This window comes from Bifidobacterium sp. LH_416, from assembly GCF_056357055.1.
Window position 1 is genome coordinate 950,380 of record NZ_JBKEVJ010000001.1, and the last position, 17,758, is coordinate 968,137.

General features: G+C 56.4%; 13 protein-coding genes and 1 tRNA gene. 8 read left to right on the top strand and 6 right to left on the bottom strand.

Annotation, left to right across the window (positions count from 1 at the left end):
• Nucleotide 1: 1 nt before the first annotated feature.
• Nucleotides 2–1,708 carry a C69 family dipeptidase gene (locus AC1AY0_RS04260; protein ID WP_476522986.1) on the bottom strand — a complete coding sequence of 569 codons (1,707 nt, stop codon included), beginning with the start codon at nt 1,706–1,708 and terminating at the stop codon, nt 2–4.
• Nucleotides 1,709–1,807: 99 nt separating this feature from the next.
• Here AC1AY0_RS04260 and AC1AY0_RS04265 point away from each other — a divergent pair.
• Nucleotides 1,808–1,880 (top strand) — tRNA-Lys (locus AC1AY0_RS04265).
• Between the two features lie 167 nt (nt 1,881–2,047).
• Here the strand turns inward: AC1AY0_RS04265 and AC1AY0_RS04270 are convergent.
• Nucleotides 2,048–3,832: a serine hydrolase gene (locus tag AC1AY0_RS04270; protein ID WP_476525916.1), complete on the bottom strand. Its 1,785-nt coding sequence runs from the start codon at nt 3,830–3,832 to the stop codon at nt 2,048–2,050.
• A 509-nt stretch (nt 3,833–4,341) separates the two neighbouring features.
• Between AC1AY0_RS04270 and zwf the strand changes: the two genes are divergently transcribed.
• The 3 genes from zwf (at nt 4,342) to pgl (ending at nt 7,886) form a co-directional block, all read left to right on the top strand.
• Nucleotides 4,342–5,880, top strand: a complete 1,539-nt coding sequence (zwf, locus tag AC1AY0_RS04275; protein ID WP_476522988.1) for a glucose-6-phosphate dehydrogenase — start codon at nt 4,342–4,344, stop codon at nt 5,878–5,880.
• The gene (locus AC1AY0_RS04280) at nt 5,877–6,878 is read left to right on the top strand and encodes a glucose-6-phosphate dehydrogenase assembly protein OpcA (RefSeq protein ID WP_476522989.1); all 1,002 of its coding nucleotides are present in this window, start codon (nt 5,877–5,879) and stop codon (nt 6,876–6,878) included. Before zwf ends, AC1AY0_RS04280 begins: the two co-directional genes overlap by 4 nt.
• 135 nt (nt 6,879–7,013) lie before the next feature.
• Nucleotides 7,014–7,886, top strand: coding sequence for a 6-phosphogluconolactonase (gene pgl / locus AC1AY0_RS04285; protein ID WP_476522990.1), 873 nt, complete (start codon nt 7,014–7,016; stop codon nt 7,884–7,886).
• Nucleotides 7,887–7,992: 106 nt separating this feature from the next.
• On the opposite strand, the gene AC1AY0_RS04290 is transcribed toward pgl, so the two are convergent.
• The 4 genes from AC1AY0_RS04290 to AC1AY0_RS04305 form a co-directional block, all read right to left on the bottom strand.
• Nucleotides 7,993–9,360 carry a hypothetical protein gene (locus AC1AY0_RS04290; RefSeq protein ID WP_476522991.1) on the bottom strand — a complete coding sequence of 456 codons (1,368 nt, stop codon included), beginning with the start codon at nt 9,358–9,360 and terminating at the stop codon, nt 7,993–7,995.
• Nucleotides 9,361–9,374: 14 nt separating this feature from the next.
• Complete coding sequence (locus tag AC1AY0_RS04295; RefSeq protein WP_476522992.1) at nt 9,375–9,794, bottom strand: hypothetical protein; 420 nt, start codon at nt 9,792–9,794, stop codon at nt 9,375–9,377.
• Nucleotides 9,795–10,339: 545 nt separating this feature from the next.
• A complete protein-coding gene (gene gndA / locus AC1AY0_RS04300; RefSeq protein ID WP_476525917.1) occupies nt 10,340–11,794 on the bottom strand; it encodes an NADP-dependent phosphogluconate dehydrogenase in 1,455 nt (484 codons plus the stop codon).
• A gap of 273 nt (nt 11,795–12,067) precedes the next feature.
• The gene (locus AC1AY0_RS04305; RefSeq protein ID WP_242689718.1) at nt 12,068–13,279 is read right to left on the bottom strand and encodes a putative ABC transporter permease; all 1,212 of its coding nucleotides are present in this window, start codon (nt 13,277–13,279) and stop codon (nt 12,068–12,070) included.
• Between the two features lie 363 nt (nt 13,280–13,642).
• Between AC1AY0_RS04305 and AC1AY0_RS04310 the strand changes: the two genes are divergently transcribed.
• The 4 genes from AC1AY0_RS04310 to AC1AY0_RS04325 all read left to right on the top strand — a co-directional run bounded on the left by AC1AY0_RS04310 (nt 13,643) and on the right by AC1AY0_RS04325 (nt 17,307).
• On the top strand, nt 13,643–14,668 hold the full coding sequence (locus tag AC1AY0_RS04310) for a glycoside hydrolase family 43 protein (RefSeq protein ID WP_101625963.1): 1,026 nt from the start codon (nt 13,643–13,645) through the stop codon (nt 14,666–14,668).
• A 122-nt stretch (nt 14,669–14,790) separates the two neighbouring features.
• Nucleotides 14,791–16,065: an oligosaccharide MFS transporter gene (locus tag AC1AY0_RS04315; protein ID WP_207553094.1), complete on the top strand. Its 1,275-nt coding sequence runs from the start codon at nt 14,791–14,793 to the stop codon at nt 16,063–16,065.
• Between the two features lie 83 nt (nt 16,066–16,148).
• Nucleotides 16,149–16,277 (top strand): hypothetical protein, encoded by a 129-nt coding sequence (locus tag AC1AY0_RS04320; protein ID WP_476525919.1) that lies wholly within the window; start codon nt 16,149–16,151, stop codon nt 16,275–16,277.
• Between the two features lie 10 nt (nt 16,278–16,287).
• Nucleotides 16,288–17,307, top strand: a complete 1,020-nt coding sequence (locus tag AC1AY0_RS04325) for a LacI family DNA-binding transcriptional regulator (RefSeq protein ID WP_101625964.1) — start codon at nt 16,288–16,290, stop codon at nt 17,305–17,307.
• The last annotated feature ends 451 nt before the right edge of the window (nt 17,308–17,758 follow it).

Consider the following 17,758-nt stretch of genomic DNA (forward strand, 5'->3'; position numbering starts at 1 on the left):
TTCAGTCCGTCCAGCGATCGGACATGGCGAAACTGTTGTGCATCAGGTTGCTGGCCGTGTAGACCACAGTATTGAGCAGTTTGGTGGTGTGTTCTCGCAGATAGTCGGCCATCTGCTGATTCGACTGCTCCAGTGCGCGCTGTGCAGGCTGCGCCGCCTCAGCAACATCCACGGCATCCACAGCCTCAGCAGCCATCTCCTCAATCTGAATATCAGTTTGATCAACTAACCGGTGGCCGAATGCACGCACGCCTTCCGCGTACCCTTCGATAGCACTATGCGTTTCAAACCAATGTGCATCCGCCACTACGGCAATCAGTCGATTCGTCCAATACAGGTTATCCGTAGAAACTTCCGGTGTAGTGTCCCTCAGGTAGGCCGGCGTATCGTTCACGTTCGCATAGAACGGCGCAATAGTAGTAAAGGGACCGGAGCCGAAGGAAACCCACAGCACCGCGCGATTGACAGCCGCCGCATACGGGCGCAGCTGAATCGCCACCATATGCCCGGTACGGTTCACGCCAATCGGACGGTACCGGTGGCGCGATTCCGGAGTGCCCTTAGTGCCATACGGATCATATGGCGTGCCCTCAAAGTGGCTGGAAAGCAGGAAATCCACATCCTCCAAGCTCACCTTGTTTTCCGGCACACGGCACCATGGAATATCGTCTGATTCCGGCGTATAGCGGGCAGCCGGAGAATCCCAATCCTCACTGGGGTTCAGATACCGCTGCATATACCAAGCGCGAGGCGTGTTATAGATGTGATCCTTAGGCGTGGTGTTGCCGAACACCTTGCGAGGATTGAAACGGTTCGGCAAAGCGGCTGCACGTGCAGCAATGACTGCAGCGCGATTCGAAGCCGCAGCATCGGAACCCGCAGCAACAGTAGCGGCGGCAGCACGGCGTGCATGGGAGCCGGTACGAGCGCTGGAACTGGATGAGCCATGAGCATGACGCCCACCAGCAGCAACCGGCGCACCCATGGTGCGGTCAAGATGATATTCGGCGATGAATTCACGCAAATCAGCGCTGCACAGATATTCGCGCTGGCGGCCGAACGCATCAGCAAGATTGAAATCATCGATGCCAAGCTGGTTGGGAATCGTGGCATAGCAATCATCTGGCACGCGGCGCGCAATCCAATGGTGGCCACCAATGGTTTCCACATACCAGATTTCGTCCACATCGGAAATAATCACACCGTTTGACTCGTAAGTGCCATAGGTTTCGAGCAGCTTGCCGAGCCGCGCGACGCCTTCGCGCGCGGTAGTGACATACGGCAGCACGAGTGTGATGATGTCTTCCTCGCCGATGCCGCCCGGCTGTTCAGGCTGATAGCCTTCCTCGTCCGGCTCACCCACAGCTGGCCTGAATTCGACCATCGGGTCGGCGGCGAGCACGCGCTCGTTAACGGAGATGGTTTCGGTGGCGCTCATCGCCACATTGTGCTCATTGGCGCCGGCCTCAGCGAGCACGCCGCGGTTATGCAGCACATTAGGAGCGATGGTGTAGCGGCAAGGATTGTCTGGAAGTTCGATTTCCACGTGGCTCAACACACTGCGGTAATGCCTTGGCTGATCTTCGGGCATTACCACCACGAGATGCTTGGGATCATAACGACCGGAACCTGAGTCATCATCTCGGGCGATGATGGTCGAGCCGTCGTAACTTGCGTTCTTTCCGATGAGAATCGTGGTGCATGACATGGTGCCCCACTCTAGGAGCCGGACTAGTCGGTTTCAAAATCGATTGTGCGCAACGCCGATTATGCATTGTCCGACATTCGCGTGTATCTTAGAAACGTTGCCCCTCTAGCTCAACGGTTAGAGCAGCGTCCTTTTAAGTCGTGGGTTGTGGGTTCGAATCCCACGGGGGGCACAAATAAAACCTTGGAATCTCAATGATTCCAAGGTTTTTTGCATACCTGCCAATCGGTGGTCGCTGGCCTTCGTATGACTACCCCTCAGTCGGCTTCGCCGCCAGCTCCCCTGACAAGGGGAGCCGAGAATAACGAATCGCTAATACCGCACAGGGTTTTTGCTTACTTACAGATCTTCGTAAATCAGCAGGCTGGCTTGCGCAATCTTGTACCAACTTGATCCGTCGGTCATAATCACCATCGCATAGTCGCCTTTATCACATCGCACAATAGCCGCGTCATGCAATAGCCCATCCAAGAAACCGACCTTATCTTGCACAACACCATCGGAGCCGATGCCAGTAGGAATACCGTCGCGATACACCTGCGTTTCCATGAGCTGGAACAAACGATCCGTGGAATCTGTGTTAGCAATCGTATTGTTGTAGAAGCCCTTAAGCACAGTAGCCAAATCATTTGCAGTGGTACGCATATCGCCGACTGCAAAGTTGGTGTTGTTCGCGCCGATTTCATGAGCCTGCTGCGTCACCGCGTCGAATCCATAACGGCTCAGCCACGCTTCAGGGCAATCATTGTCAGAGTTCACGATCATGGTAGCCATGCAGGAACTCAACGTCATGCCGTTAAGCGAACTATCCCACGTCAGCTGACCGGTTTCCACAGCATGAATCATCGAATACGCCACGAACAGCTTGTATGCACTCGCCGAAGTGGTTACCGTATCCGCATTGATCTGCAGCTTGGATTCACCGGTTTTCAAATCATAAACAGCAACAGAATATGTGGCGTCGCCGAACAGCTGCTTGAGCTTATCTTCCGTGCTTCCAGTGGTGGGTAGCCCGTCATATAGCTCGAGGTTATCCACCTGATTCATCGTGATAGCAACCGGAGAATTCTGCCCGCTGGCGAGCATGGCAGCCACCGCATTCGCAGTAGTAGTCGCATCAATCGCACGAGACGCACGGCCCTTGACCGCGAACAGTGCGGCCACCACATTGGCATCGGCGGCTTTTTGCGCAGCCTGCAATGCAATACCCTGCGATTTCAGTCGATTCATCAGCTTGACGCTGCCGATAGTGACGTCCAGTTTGGTGTTGTCGTCCGCATTGACGGTTGTGCTAATCGTCGGAATAATATCGCTGGCGGAAATCGTCCAACTGCCGTCGCCATACGTGAACGTAACCCCATCGCCCAAAGCCTGATTAATGGTGTTCAGCATCTGCTGTGCGGTATCGTTCACCGCTGTTGGCTGGGTGACGTTCATCTCAAGCGTGGCGGTAACCAAATCGCCCTTTGCGCTGGAAGAACGAGTGTAATCAGCGGCCCTAAAAATATCAGTGGCATTGAAGGCGTAACCAACTCGGGCATCCACGGTTTGCAGCGTACCGTCTACTGCGCGCACGGCAGCATTGCGCGCATCGGATTGCGTTTGCTGCTTGGACGAGCCCAATGCGTCTGGCAACGAATCAGAAGAAGTGTTGTGTACGAACAGCCAGGAGAACGGAATAATGCGCTCGGCAAAGGAGTGGCTGGCAGCTTCTTTTGCGCGCGCGGTGTAGTCAACCGTAATGCCAGCCTGCTTGGCCGTAAGCGTCACTTTGGTTGAGGTTGTGGTATCGGTAAGCGTAACGTCGCGCTGTGCCACTGCGGCATTCAGCTTGCTTGCCGCCTGTTGAGCGCTTTGCCCGCCTACTGCATAACCGTCAAGCGTAGCCAATGGATAGAACCGATCGGACGGCCAGAACAGTTGGAACAGTTCAACCAGCAGAACCGCGCCAAAGCACACCACTACAATGCGGCGACGGGTATACACACCACCGGAAAGCACGGTAACTTTGCCAAAGCGACGTTTGGTGGGAGTGTGCTTGCCGTAATCGTTGGCGCTGAGATTGTGAAGCACTTTAGGCACAGCACGCAGAGCTTTCCATACCGGCCGCAAGGTTGACGCCACAGTTCTTTGCGTTTGCTGTTTACGCTGCTTTCCACCTGCTTGCATAGATGGCTCAGCCATGTGGTGTTTGCGCTCAGTCTGTATTGATGCATTTTCTGCATTGTGCTGAGAGGCATGGTGAGACGGTGGAAAAGAAGGTGGTGTTTTAGGCATGCGGGTACTTCATAAATCGCTAGCTGGTATTTTTCAATCAAATGATGGACATTATTTTTCTCCAACACTATGACATGACTATTTCATAGTCTTTATGGATAAAAACCGCAAACGTATGGATTATCATTGTGAAACGCGCAGCAATCCGCCAATATTGCCGCCAGCGTACTGACAACGTTCAGGTGATATTCAGCTAACTATTCCCTTGTTTTTCAACATAAACATATTGCAATTGCTCTCAATCGCAGATCACTGTTGCGATTGAGTACTATTGCGAATCAAAGGTGCTGCACATCACAGCATTTTTAGTATCGCTTCTAGCGATACATGCCCGGCGAGGTCTACGCTTAGGGAGTATGAGTGAACTTTCCAACTGGAGCAATCCGTTGCGCGATTCGCGCGACTTGCGCCTGCCTCGCATCGCCGGCCCCTGCAGCCTGGTGATTTTCGGCGTTACCGGCGACTTGGCGCAGAAGAAGCTGCTGCCAGCCGTCTACGATCTGGCAAACCGTGGCCTGTTGCCACCGAGCTTTGGCCTGACCGGCTTCGCCCGCCGCGACTGGACGCAAGAGCATTTCATTGAATTCGTCAAGGCCGCCGTTCAAGCCCACTGCCGTACGCCGTTCAAGGAGTCGACGTGGAAGAACCTGGCCGCCGGCATCCGCTTCGTGCGCGGCACCTTCGATGACCCGGAGGCATTCGAACGCCTGAGCGCCACCGTGCAGGAGCTTGACCGCGACCGTGGTACGCGCGGCAATCATGCGTTCTACATGTCCGTGCCGCCGCGCGCATTCCCGATCGTGGCTAAGCAGCTGGCCGCGTCCGGTCTATCTCGCTCTTCTGAGGGTGCTTGGCGCCGCGTGATCATCGAGAAGCCGTTCGGCCACGATCTGGCCAGCGCCAAGGAACTGGACCATGTGGTGTCCGAGGTGTTCGACCCGAGCTCCGTGTTCCGTATCGACCACTATCTCGGCAAGGAAACCGTGCAGAACCTGCTGGCCCTGCGCTTTGCCAACGCCATGTACGAGCCGATTTGGAATGCGAACTACGTGGATCACGTGCAGATCACGATGGCTGAGGATATCGGCATCGGCGGCCGCGCCGGCTACTATGACGGCATCGGCGCTGCACGCGATGTGATTCAGAACCACCTGCTGCAGCTCATGGCACTGACCGCCATGGAGGAGCCGGTGAGCTTCACCGCCAAGGATCTGACTGCCGAAAAAACCAAGGTGCTCTCCGCCGTGCGTCTGCCGAAGGACCTCAGCCTTACCACCGCTCGCGGCCAGTATGCTCGCGGCTGGCAGGGCTCGCACGAGGTCGTCGGCTATTTGGAGGAGAAGGGCATCGACCCGGCTTCCACCACGGAAACCTACGCTGCAATCCAGCTTGATATCGATACCCGCCGTTGGGCTGGCGTACCGTTCTACCTGCGCTGCGGCAAGCGCTTGGGCAAGCGCGTGACCGAAATCGCCGTGGTGTTCAAGCGCGCGCCACATCTGCCGTTCGAGCAGACCGCCGTGCGCGAACTTGGCAAGAACGCCATTGTGATTCGTGTACAGCCAGATGAGGGCGTGACCATGCGCTTCGGCGCCAAGGTGCCGGGCGGCACCACGATGGAGGTCCGTGACGTAAACATGGACTTCAGCTACGGCCGCTCCTTCACCGAGAACTCTCCGGAAGCCTATGAGAGGCTGATTCTGGATGTGCTGCTCGGTGATCCGCCGCTGTTCCCGACCACCGAAGAGGTGAACCTGAGCTGGGAAATCCTCGATCCGATTGAAGAATTCTGGTCCACGCTCGGCCAGCCGCAGCCTTACCGTGCAGGCACGTGGGGTCCGGCTGAGGCCGACGAAATGCTGGCGCGCGAAGGCCGCCACTGGAGGATGCCATGATCATCGATTTGCCGAATACGCGTACACGTGAAATCGCGCATAAAATCGAGCAACTGCACGAGGAGCGTGGCGAATCGGCCACCGGTCGTGTGCTGACGTTGCTGATTTCTGCGGACGATAACGAGCTCGAGCATGCACTGGAAGTCGCCAATGCCGCCAGCCGCGAGCATCCTTGCCGTGTGATTGCGATTGTTCCGGACACTCATTACGCAACGGACGAGGCTTCTGCCTCTGACGGCGCTCAGGCAATGGAGAAAACCGACAATCCGGCTGTTGATTTGACTGACGGCCCGGCGGAGTCGAACCTGAATGCCCAGGTGCGCTTTGGTGCGGATGCTGGCGCTGGTGAAATCATCATTCTGCGCCCGCGCGGTGGCCTGATTAACCACCCGGATACGTTGGTGATTCCGCTGCTGGTGCCCGATGTGCCGGTGGTGGCATGGTGGCCGACGAATCCTCCGTCCAATCCGTCCAAGGATTTGATGGGCGCGATGGCCCGCAGCCGCATTACCGATGCGCTGCGTTCCAACAATCCGGAAGCCACGATTGAGCGCCTGCGCCGCAACTGGACACCGGAAGACATTGATTTGTCGTGGACCCGTCTGACTGTGTGGCGTGCCATGCTGGCCTCCATGCTCGATCAGCCGCCGCATCTGCCGATTACCGCCGTAAAGGTCACTGGCCCGCAGGAATTCCTGCCGATGGATTTGCTGTGTGCATGGCTGCGCTTGAAGCTCGGCGTGCAGGTGGACGTAGAGTATACGGCTAATGCTGAGGCCGTGACCGGCGTGTATCTGACTCGCGCGGATGGCGTGGTGTCTTTGGAGCGTCCGCATGAAGATCAGGCCTTGATTTCCATGCCTGGTCAGGCTCCGCAAACGATTTCCGTGCCGGTCCGCACGATTGAGGACTGCTTGACCGAGGAATTGCGCCGCATCGACCCCGATGAGGTGTACGCCGAAGTCATCAACGAAGGCTGGGATTTGATCCGTCACTAAAGCGGCTCCATCACGGCTCCCCTCAGGGAGGAAACGAGTCTTCCTCGGCAACGCTTTCTCTGGCTCCCCTCTCTGAGGGGAGCTGTTGAACGCAGTGAGACTGAGGGGAGCCATTGCTATACCAAGGGAATACTTATGGCCAATCGCACACTCATCGTTTACCCCAATAAAGATCTGATGCTCCAAGCCGGCGCACAGCGACTGGTACTCACGTTGCTGGATTTGCTCGCCGAACGCCTGCCTTCCGGCGAGCATCGCTCGCGCGTGGACGTAGCATTATCTGGCGGTTCAGCTGCGCAGCCTCTGGGATTGGTGCTGTCCAATCCGCTGGCTGAGGCAATTGACTGGAATCGCGTGCATTTCTGGTTCAGCGACGAGCGTTTCGTACCAGCCTACGACACCGATCGCAACGCACTTGAGGCTCGCCGTCTCCTGCTTGACCAACTCGTCGCTGAGGGCAAGCTGCCGGAAACGAATATCCATGAGATGCCTGCCGACACCCGTTCTGCAGATGAAATTGCCTCCACCATGGCTAACGCAGATAGCGACGATGATTCCGTACGCGACGCAGCCGACACCGATAACGCAACCCTGCTGGATGCTGCTGCACGTGAATACGAAAATGAGCTGATTCATGAAATGGGCCCGGAGCCGGTGTTCGATCTGATGATTCTGGGCATGGGACCGGATGGCCATTATGCGTCACTGTTCCCGGCTTCCTCCGGTCATCATGAAGTGGAAGTCACCGACCGACTCACTGTTGGCGTGAACCACTCACCCAAGATGCCTCCATTGCGCATCTCGCTGACTGCGCCGCTTATCGCCCGTTCACGCCATACCTGGTTCTTCGCAGCCGGCGCCGGCAAGGCCGACGTTTTGGCACACGTGTTCGCTGCTCAAACCAACGGCGACGGATTCACCGGCGACCCCGAATACCCGTCCTCCTTCGCTGGCGGAGTAGACGAATTCACCTGGTTCTCCACCGAAGAAACCGTAACCAAGCTGTAGTCCGACTACTCGCAACCACCTCCATGGCTTCCCTAGAATAATGTCCGGAGAAGCCACGTCGATGTCAGGCATGCTACCGTCGCTGATAGCATTGCAGCATTAATTATCAGCGGCGGAACAAATCACCGAGTTTCTTCGACATATCACCCTGTTGCGTTGACACCTCAGGTTGCGTTAATCCCGGTTCTGTTGATGTCTGCTCACCTTGAGCGCTCTCCCCCTCAGCATGAACCATAGTGTTGCGCAGCAGCTTTGCTTCCTGACCAATCTGCTTAGCCCCTGATGCTATTGCCTTGCCGGCCTTATTGCTTACCGCGACCACATCGGTGCCAAGTTGTTTGGCATTCGCCGCCACGCTACCGGCACCGTCAGCAATAAGCTTGCCGGCGGCCTCATGCCATCGTGGAGCCATCACAATAGCCACACGGTCCGCCTCCACACCAACGGCAAGCGCGAATTGCGATAATTGGGCATGAGCGGCATCGAGATGGCGCAAAGCATCATCCACAGCAAATGGATGGAGCAATTTCTGCTGTCGTACGAGTTCCGCCGATTCGGCAATACTATCATTCAGCTGAATCAGTCTGTTTTCAACATTATGCAATCGCCGACGCCGGGCTGCCTGCAAGCCTTGCCGGTATTGTTCCACCGTATCTGGCCGCTCTATCAGCACACGCTCCAATTCCAAGACCGACACCTTGTCCTGCAGCTGGATAGTGACTGCGAGGAAGCCAAGCCAATCCGCAGCGTCCTTATGTAACCTTTGTGCAACATCCCTCACATCCGCCACGCCTGAAGCCTCATGAAGTTCATTGGCGATATTCTCAAGCTTCCGCAACGCATAACTTTGCGCAGTCGCAAGGCCTCTCGGACAATTAGCGAGTTTTGACCATGTTGTTTCTGTGATCAAACCGACTTTCCCGCGGATCTCCAGAGTCTCTTCAATAAGGTCAGCGTCCCCCTCCAGTCCTGAGCCAATCTGATCTTTCTGGTCCTGTATCAGAGCATCGACCTTCTTATCGATGGCTTTGAGATAATCCGTAATCTCTTCCGCTGCCTGCTCAAGTGCCATTTGCGCCATAATGCCAGCGGCACCGGTCACCATCTGAGGATTGGCCAACGACTTAAGTTGCGAAAGATTCTCAAACTTGAGGTACGCCACAATCCTACCTTTGTTGCGTACCACGCCCGTACCGTTGGAGCCATATTGCTTGACGAGTTTGGCGGATTCCTCCGTCATCTTCACCCAGCGGCCATCGCTGGCCATCGCTTCACCAAGCGCCTGCGCGGCGTGACTCGCCTTTTGCAATGACTGCTTCTTGAGTTCTCGCGTATTCGTGGCGTCGATGCCTACGCTAGCCAGCCATGAATCAATCTGCTTATTCTCGCCGAGAATCAGCAGACCTTGCTCGTCTTCGATAACACGTAAGACCTGCGCGTCATCGCCGGAACCTTGGGGAAGTTCCTCGTCCATGATGCCTCGTTTCGTTATTCCGCCGCAGCACGGAAAGCACTATCCCAGAGCTTCTTGGAACGCTGTTGCAAAGCCTTGATTTTCTTGCGGTCCTGGACAGGATCCTTCTGAAGCATTTCAACGCCACGCTGGATTTTATTCAGCTCGGCATGCCACGCTTCGATAGGCGCATCATCAGCCAGCTCCGCCGCACGGGTGTTAATAAGTTCCTGCATGGCGTCACAGCGCGTCTGGATCACGGCGAGAGGCTCTTGGCCTTTGGACGTGTGCATTTTTTCAATTAATGCAATCAATCGTTCGGAAAAGTGCAGATGCTGGAGCGAGGTAACAAGCTTGTCCAGCATCTCGGGATTCGCAAGGCACGCGGTCATAAAGCCCACCGCCATAGTACCAAGTGTCGCCTTCGCACCCGAGGCCGGAAGTTTCTTCGCCATCGATGGCCCTCCTCACTCATCTCTGTCTCAACATTCTACAAGACTCTCTCCTGACGCGTATTGCATCATGAGTAATGCAGAAGGCCCTGCGCTACGTTCAAAACCTGTCCCGGTAGACGAATAACCGGCTTATAGAAGAACCGTGGCAGATTTCACTGTCCCGGTTGCGCTTTTTGGGCTTTTTTCGGGAACCGTGGCAGATTTCAGTGCGCACCAGCACGGAGCGTAAATCAAAAACCGCAGAATTCCACCATTGTGCATTCTGCGCGATGGCGATGTAAGCGGATAATTTGTCCCGGTACGCAGAAATCGGTTGAAATCTCGTACCGGGACACAAAAGAATGTCCCGGTATGCGAATCAAACGATTAACGCGCGTACCGGGACAATGTGTTGAGCCATGAATCATCCGTTTTGCAGGGATAACCGCCAGGGGAAGGCGGCTATCCCTCGATTTCAGGCTGCCTATTTCTCTGCTTGACTATCGTCAAGCCTGAAGAAGGCCGGAGAGCCCACTGGGCTCTCCTAAGCCTGAGATTGAGGAGTATTACTCCTCAATCTCAGGCTTGCCTTCTTCAGCCCATAACGTGTGGAACACACCGGGCTTGTCTACGCGGCCGTAGGTGTGGGCGCCGAAGAGGTCGCGCTGCGACTGGGTCAGAGCGGTGGGCAGACGCTTGGAGCGCAGGCCATCGTAGTAGGCCAGGGAGCTGGAGAACACCGGAGTCGGGATGCCGGCTTCGATAGCGCGAACAATCACGCGACGCCATGCATCCTGGGATTCGCCGATAATCTTCTCAAAGTACGGATCGAACAGCAGGGAAGCCGGCGGGTTGTCACCCTTGAAGGCCTCGGTGATGCGGTCGAGCAGGAACTGCGCGCGAATAATGCAGCCGCCACGCCAAATGCGAGCAACCTCAGACAGGTTGATATCCCAGCCGTATTCCTTAGCACCATCCTGAATTTCGTTCAGACCCTGAGCGTAAGCCACCACCTTGGAAGCGAACAGCGCCTTGCGCACGTCCTCCACGAATGCAGCCTTATCTTCGCAAGCCAGATCAATCGTCTTGTTCGGGCCAGCCAGGCCTTCCTGCTGAGCGGCCTCACGCAGCTCACCATGAGAAGACAACGCACGGGCGAACACAGCCTCACCAATGGCAGCCACCGGAGAACCAAACTCCAAGCCGGTCTGGACAGTCCACGTACCAGTGCCCTTCATGCCAGCGTGATCGACGACCACGTCCACAAACGGCTTGCCGGTCTCGGCATCCTTGTGGTGCAGAATCTCGGCGGTAATCTCAATCAGGTAGGAGTCAAGGTCGCCCTTGTTCCACTCCTCGAACACGTCGCCAATCTCCTCGGCATCCATGCCCAGGCCGCGGCGCAGAATATCGTAAGCCTCGCCAATCACCTGCATATCGGCATACTCAATGCCGTTGTGCACCATCTTGACGAAGTGGCCAGCACCATCGGTACCAATATGAGTCACGCACGGCTCACCATTGACCTTAGCGGCAATGGACTCAAGAATCGGGCCCAGCGTCTTCCAGGATTCCGCAGTGCCACCCGGCATCAGAGACGGGCCGTTCAGCGCGCCTTCCTCGCCACCGGACACGCCGCAGCCCACGAAGTGGAAGCCCTTGGCGCGAACTTCCTTCTCGCGCTTGATGGTGTCCTTGAAGAAGGAGTTGCCGCCGTCCACAATGATGTCGCCCGGCTCGAATACCTCTTCAAGCTGCTCGATCACAGCGTCAGTCGGAGCGCCAGCCTTGACCATGATGATGGCGGTGCGCGGACGCTTCAGCGATGCCGCGAACTCTTCCAGCGTCTTGGCCGGCACGAAGTTGCCCTCAGTGCCGTGCTCGTTGATCAGCTTTTCGGTACGAGAATAGTGACGATTGAACAGGGCAACCGTATTACCGTGGTGCGCCAGGTTACGCGCCAGATTGGAACCCATTGCGGCCAGTCCAATAACACCAATGTTTGCTGTAGCTTCGGCCATCTGCCTTGCCTTTCCTGCAATATTTAGGAACGATTCTTCCGGAACCCAAGTCTATCCTTGACCCCGGAGTCACGCACGGTCAGTCTTACGCTCTTCGCGTACTGATGGTCTGAAGATCTATCTGTTGCGGCAAGGTCGTGGATGCTGGGATGTGCAATGTCCGACACACTCAAGGCCGTTCGGCCAAGCCTACGGTCTGACATTGCACATCCCAGCATCCACTTACTTTGTAGTCAAAGTTCTGTTTGCAGTCGGCAGTAGCCCTTTTAAAACCTACATACGACCGGCTTTGGTGGGGTCTATGGTCATGGTTTGGAAGCGGGCGGCCATGTAGTCGTTGTTGTAGTGCTCGCCGAACCACATGGCGGCGGGTGAGGTTTGTGGCTGGCCGGCGAGCCTGCCATACCAGCAGTCGAGCGCCATGAGCGTGAATGCGATGTCGATAATCATCAGTACTGCGCATATGGTGGTCAGCGAATAGCGCACTTTCCAGGGGATGCGATTGATGAGTGCCAGCATGCGCGGCAGTAGCCAGCGCACCCAGACTAGGCCGATGATGCCCCAGAAAAACATGTATTTGCCGGAGGTTCGGCCATCGATGGAGAGCCATTGGCCGGTGTAATCCCATGCGGTAATACCGAACGCGACTTCCATGAACCAGCTGGTGCAGTACTCGAAGGTGCCGCCGATGATGGCCGATGCGCAGAAAATCAAGCCCGCGTTGGCTTTCCATAGGCGATTCAAGAAAACGGTGACCAGTACGGCACCGCAGCCATAAATTGGCGAGAACGGGCCCCACAGCAGCCCAGCGCGATCCTGTAATTCACCGTGATACAGCGCGAAATGATAGATGGTTTCGACAATCAATCCGCCCACTGAGGCAATGGTGAACAGCCAGAAGATATTGAAGAAGTCCAGTGCAATGTAGCCCTTGCCGGACTGGTCGCGGCCCAGCATGCCGGCTGCGACTGCGGAATCATATTCATCGCGATCATCCATGCGCTTCAGCGCACGCTGCAATCGGCGTTCTTCACGCAGGGAGGGGTCTGCGGTAGCGGAAATCACCACAAGAATGACCATCTGGATTGCCGGCAAAACCAGATTCCAGCCGAAGCCCTGCAATGCCAGCGACAGCATGCCTTCCGCCAAGGTAAGCGGCATCAGCACGTACGCCCATCGTGCAGCATATCGACGTCGATTACGCAATAACAGCACACCAAAGATGATGAGGCAAGCTGCATTGACGATCAGCACCAACGCATGCGCTGCAGAGAGAATGAATGTCAGACTCATAGCGTCGACATGCACTCGTCCGGCAAGAATCTCGCGCACGCTGTAGATGCTGGCGAATACCGTAAACGGCAGCACAGCAAGACTATCAAGCAGAATCAGCACACCATAGATGCGGGCGAGCAACGGTAGTCGCTTGGCGTCGAGATCCATACCTGCACCGTCAAGTTCGTCTGCCACCAAATCGGCCACCATGGCCGATTGAGCTGCGGCATTCGCGGCAGATGCGGCAGTCTCAGTAACCTCAGCAGTCTCGGAGGTCTCAGATGTGCTCGCTGATTCTTTGTCATGCGTCATACGTCCACGCTATCAGGGGTTCGGCGACACGCCGTATGACTGTGCACGTTTCCAGTATTTCCAGTCTCTCACAATCGTTGCAATACCAAAGAACTTGCAAATCATCTTTATTAGCGTATATTTAGTGACTGGAAACGTGCACAGTGCTGTTTCAGGTTTGGTCAGCTGTAGACGACTGCCGACCAAGAAGTCGCAAACCAAAGCAACGCCGTGCACACCGACACAACGATGTTCATTGCTCAACATCAACGAGGAGACACCATGGCATTACTGCCGAATCCCATCGTGCTGCAGCGCGCTGATCCATTCGTGCTGCGCACCGACGATGGTTACCTATTCACGGGCTCATACCCGGTATACGATCGCATCACCTTGCGTCGTTCCAAGACCCTTTCCGACTTGCAGCAGGCCGAAGAACACACCATTTGGAAGAAGCATGAAAGCGGCACCGGCGCGATGAGTGAACTCATCTGGGCTCCGGAAATCCACCGCGTGAACGGCCAGTGGGTCATCTACTTCGCCGCCGCACACACCACGGCAATCGACCCGGTTGCCGACACCTTCCAGCACCGCGTATTCTGCCTGACCTGCGACGACGCCGACCCCATCACCGGCACCTGGACCGAGCGCGGCCAAGTCGACACCGGCATGGACACCTTCGCCCTCGACGCCACCACCTTCGTGCACACTGACGGTCAGCAGTACCTCATCTGGGCTCAGCAGGACCTCAACATTGAAGGCCATTCCAACCTGTACATCGCCCGTATGGAAAACCCGTGGACCCTGGCCACCAAGCCGGCCATGCTCAGCAAGCCGGAACTGGATTGGGAAAAGATTCGTTTCATCGTCGAAGAAGGCCCGGCGGTCCTGAAGCACGGCGACAAGATCTTCGTGACCTTCTCCGCCTCCGGCACCGGCCCCGAATACGCAATGGGCATGCTCACCGCCAACGCGGACGCCGATCTGCTCGATCCGGCCAGCTGGACCAAGTCCACCGAACCGGTGTTCACATCCGACGAAACCGTGCGCCAGTTCGGCCCCGGCCACAACTCCTTCACCACCACCGAAGACGGCCAGGATGTGCTCATCTACCACTGCCGCAACTACGTGGAGATCTTGGGCGACCCGCTGTTCGATCCGAACCGCCACGCTCGCATGGGCTTAATCACATGGAACGAGGACGGCACTCCGAACTTCGGCACTCCGCAGATGGACACCCGCTGGACCCCAGCCACAACGGATGTGCTGCCGGCAGACGGTCATCTGGATATCGACGAGACGCTCTGATCAGACTCTCCCGTACCGCACTGCAACACCTCAACACTTCCAATAACTTCCAATAATCCGTAGCCTCACGCTACGCAACCACTCACCACACATCACTACACATTAAGAAACGAGTCATAATCATGGCACAGGAACAATCAACCTCCCTGCTGAGCTCACTGAAGCGCGGCATCTTCTGGAACTTCGGCGGACTCTACTTCTTCTACTTCGCCGTCTGGCAGCTCATCTTCACCTTCCTGCCGTACTGGTTGAAAGGCCCGGCCGGCATGGATACCACCGCATCCGGCCTGGTGTTCTCCATCATGTCGTTCGGCGCACTGATTCTGCAGCCAATCTTCGGACCGATTCAGGATCGCCTCGGCTTGAAGAAGGGTCTGTTCATCTTCGTTGTCTGCTGCATCCTCTTCCTCGGCCCGCTGTTCCAGTGGGTGTTCCTGCCGCTGATCGGCGCTAACCAGATTCTCGGCGCCATTGTGATGGGCGCTTACCTGAGCCTGTGCCTGAACGGTGGCGTTGGCGTCATCGAGGCATACAACGAACGTTCCTCCCGCGCTTACCACTTCGAATATGGCCACGCACGTCTGTTCGGCTCCCTCGCCGGCGCTACCGCTTCCTTCGTGGGAGGCATTATGTGGGCCAAGAACACCGGCAGCATCTTCTGGGCAATGACCTTCTGCGCAGCTGTTCTGCTCGTGCTGATTTCCATCGTCAAGCTTCCTGAAGACCACATGGCCGGCGCAGTCCAGGCTGAGGATTCCAACAACGGCGAAGACAACGAGCCGATCTCCCGCGAAGAATGGATGTCCATCTTCAAGAACCGCAGCTTCTGGGGCTTCTGCCTGCTCATCATAGGTTCTGCCACCATGTATGACGTGTTCGATCAGCAGTTCCCGAACTACTTCGCTTCCTTCTTCTCCGACGCTACTGCCGGCGCAACCTTCTTCAGCCGTGTGGTCTCCGTCCAGATTCTGCTCGAAGCCATCTGCATGCTGTTCATGCCGGCCCTGATCAACAAGATCGGCGCTAAGACTGGCCTGCTGATCTACGGCGGCATCCTGTTCGTGCGCGTGCTCGGCTGCGCCTTCATCAACACGATTCCGATGCTGGTGTTCTGGCGTCTGCTCGCCGCTCTGGAAATGCCGTTCATGCTGGTGTCCGTGATGAAGTACATCACTCGCGTGTTCGATAAGCGCCTGTCCGCCACGGTCTACATGTACGGCTTCGGCACCGCCAAGCAAATCGGTCTGACCATCTTCTCGCTGGTGATGGGCAACATGTACACCCAGCTCGGCTTCCACCACGCCTACCTGCTGCTGGCTGTGCTCATCGCAGTGTTCGTGATCGGCGGCTCCCTGCTCATGCGCTCCGACAGCAAGGTTGCACAGGTCGAGGCCTGATGAAACCAGCGTTGCGCTGACCACTGATATCAGTCAGTAAGAGCGCAATCGCATAACGCAACTCCATAAGGAGCCAAGTACGAATGGCCGCATTGCCCACTGGCATTGCGGCCATTCTTTATGCCGATATTGCCGGCGCGGCAACGACTACCGGCTACAATAAGAGCGTCTTCCACTTCCGCGGACCGTCTACACCAGTAAAATCCGCATGAAAGGTTTCGAGTGAACCAGCATAAAGCGACCATCCACGACGTTGCACGTATTGCCGGCGTCTCCCGCGCCACAGTGTCCCGTTATCTCAACGGTCGCAAATGGGTGAGCCAGGATGCTGCGGCAAACATCAAAGCCGCCATCGAACAGACTGGCTATGTGGCGAATAGTCACGCCCGCGCACTGGTTACTGGGCGCGCAGGATCAGTGGCTTTCCTGCTGGGTGAGCCGCAAAAACTGCTGTTTGAAGACCCGAATTTTGCTGCTTTACTGCGAGCTGTGGCAGACGAGCTCGGCAAACGCGGCGTTTCCTTTATTTTGATGACTACTGATGATCAGAGTGAAGCGAAGCGCAATCTGGCTTATCTGCAGGCCGGTCACGTGGACGGTGTGATTCAAGTGGCGTGGCATAAGGATTCCAGTGAGATGCTAAACGGTTTGGTTCAGGCTGGAATTCCTACAGTGATTGCTGAGCAGCCGTCCGATGAAACGTTGCCGGTTGGCTATGTGCACGTCGAGGATTACGGCGGCGCACGCAAGGCCTGCGAATATCTGCACGAGTGCGGCGCCAAACATATTGCTATGATTGCTGGCCCGGCAGGACCGAGCGGTACTCGTGACCGTATGCACGGTTTCCTTGATACAGTCGCTACGTTTGATGATGATTCCAATGCCGCCAGCCGCATTGCTCATGGTGATTATTCCGCCAGCAGCGGCGAGGTTGCGATGGCTCAGCTGCTTGATGCTGACCCTGATATTGATGGCGTATTTGTTTCCTCCGATACGATGGCAGTCGGCGCTATTAAAGAACTGCGCACGCGCGGTCTTTCGGTTCCCGATGATATTCAAATCATCGGCTTCGATGATTCTTCAGCCGCCATGCTGGCCGACCCACCGCTGACCACAATTCGCCAGCCATTCCAGGCCATCGGCAAGCACTTGGTGGATCAGCTGATGCGCATTATTAATGGAGAACAGCCTGTCGGCGTTACGCTGCCCACCGAACTGGTGGTTCGCGACAGCACGCGGTAAATACGGAATTGGCCTGACGGCCAATGCTATTTTTCCCGCAGCCTTTGGCTGCTCTCCTACTCCCCCTCAGTCAGCTTCGCTGACAGCTCCCCCGACAGGGGGAGCCGGAAACGCGCGCTCCACAAGATGCTGGATTCAACGCTCCCCTGGCAAGGGGAACCATAATCGCGTCATCTTGGCTCCCCCTGTCGGGGGAGCTGTCGAACGCAGTGAGACTGAGGGGGAGTAGGAGAGCGGCCGCAGGCCGCGGGAAAATAGCATCGGCCGATAGGCCGATCCCACAACCACCACCCCACCCCATCGCTTTCAGGAAACGTCCAAAAAGCTTCCAGAAATCATTTCCGCAATTTACGGGCTCTCTTATCGGCCACTCAAGCTCGCATTAGGCCTTTCGCTGTGTACTTAAATCATCACAGACAAACAATGTTCGGTTGCACTCCACCGCAAGCGC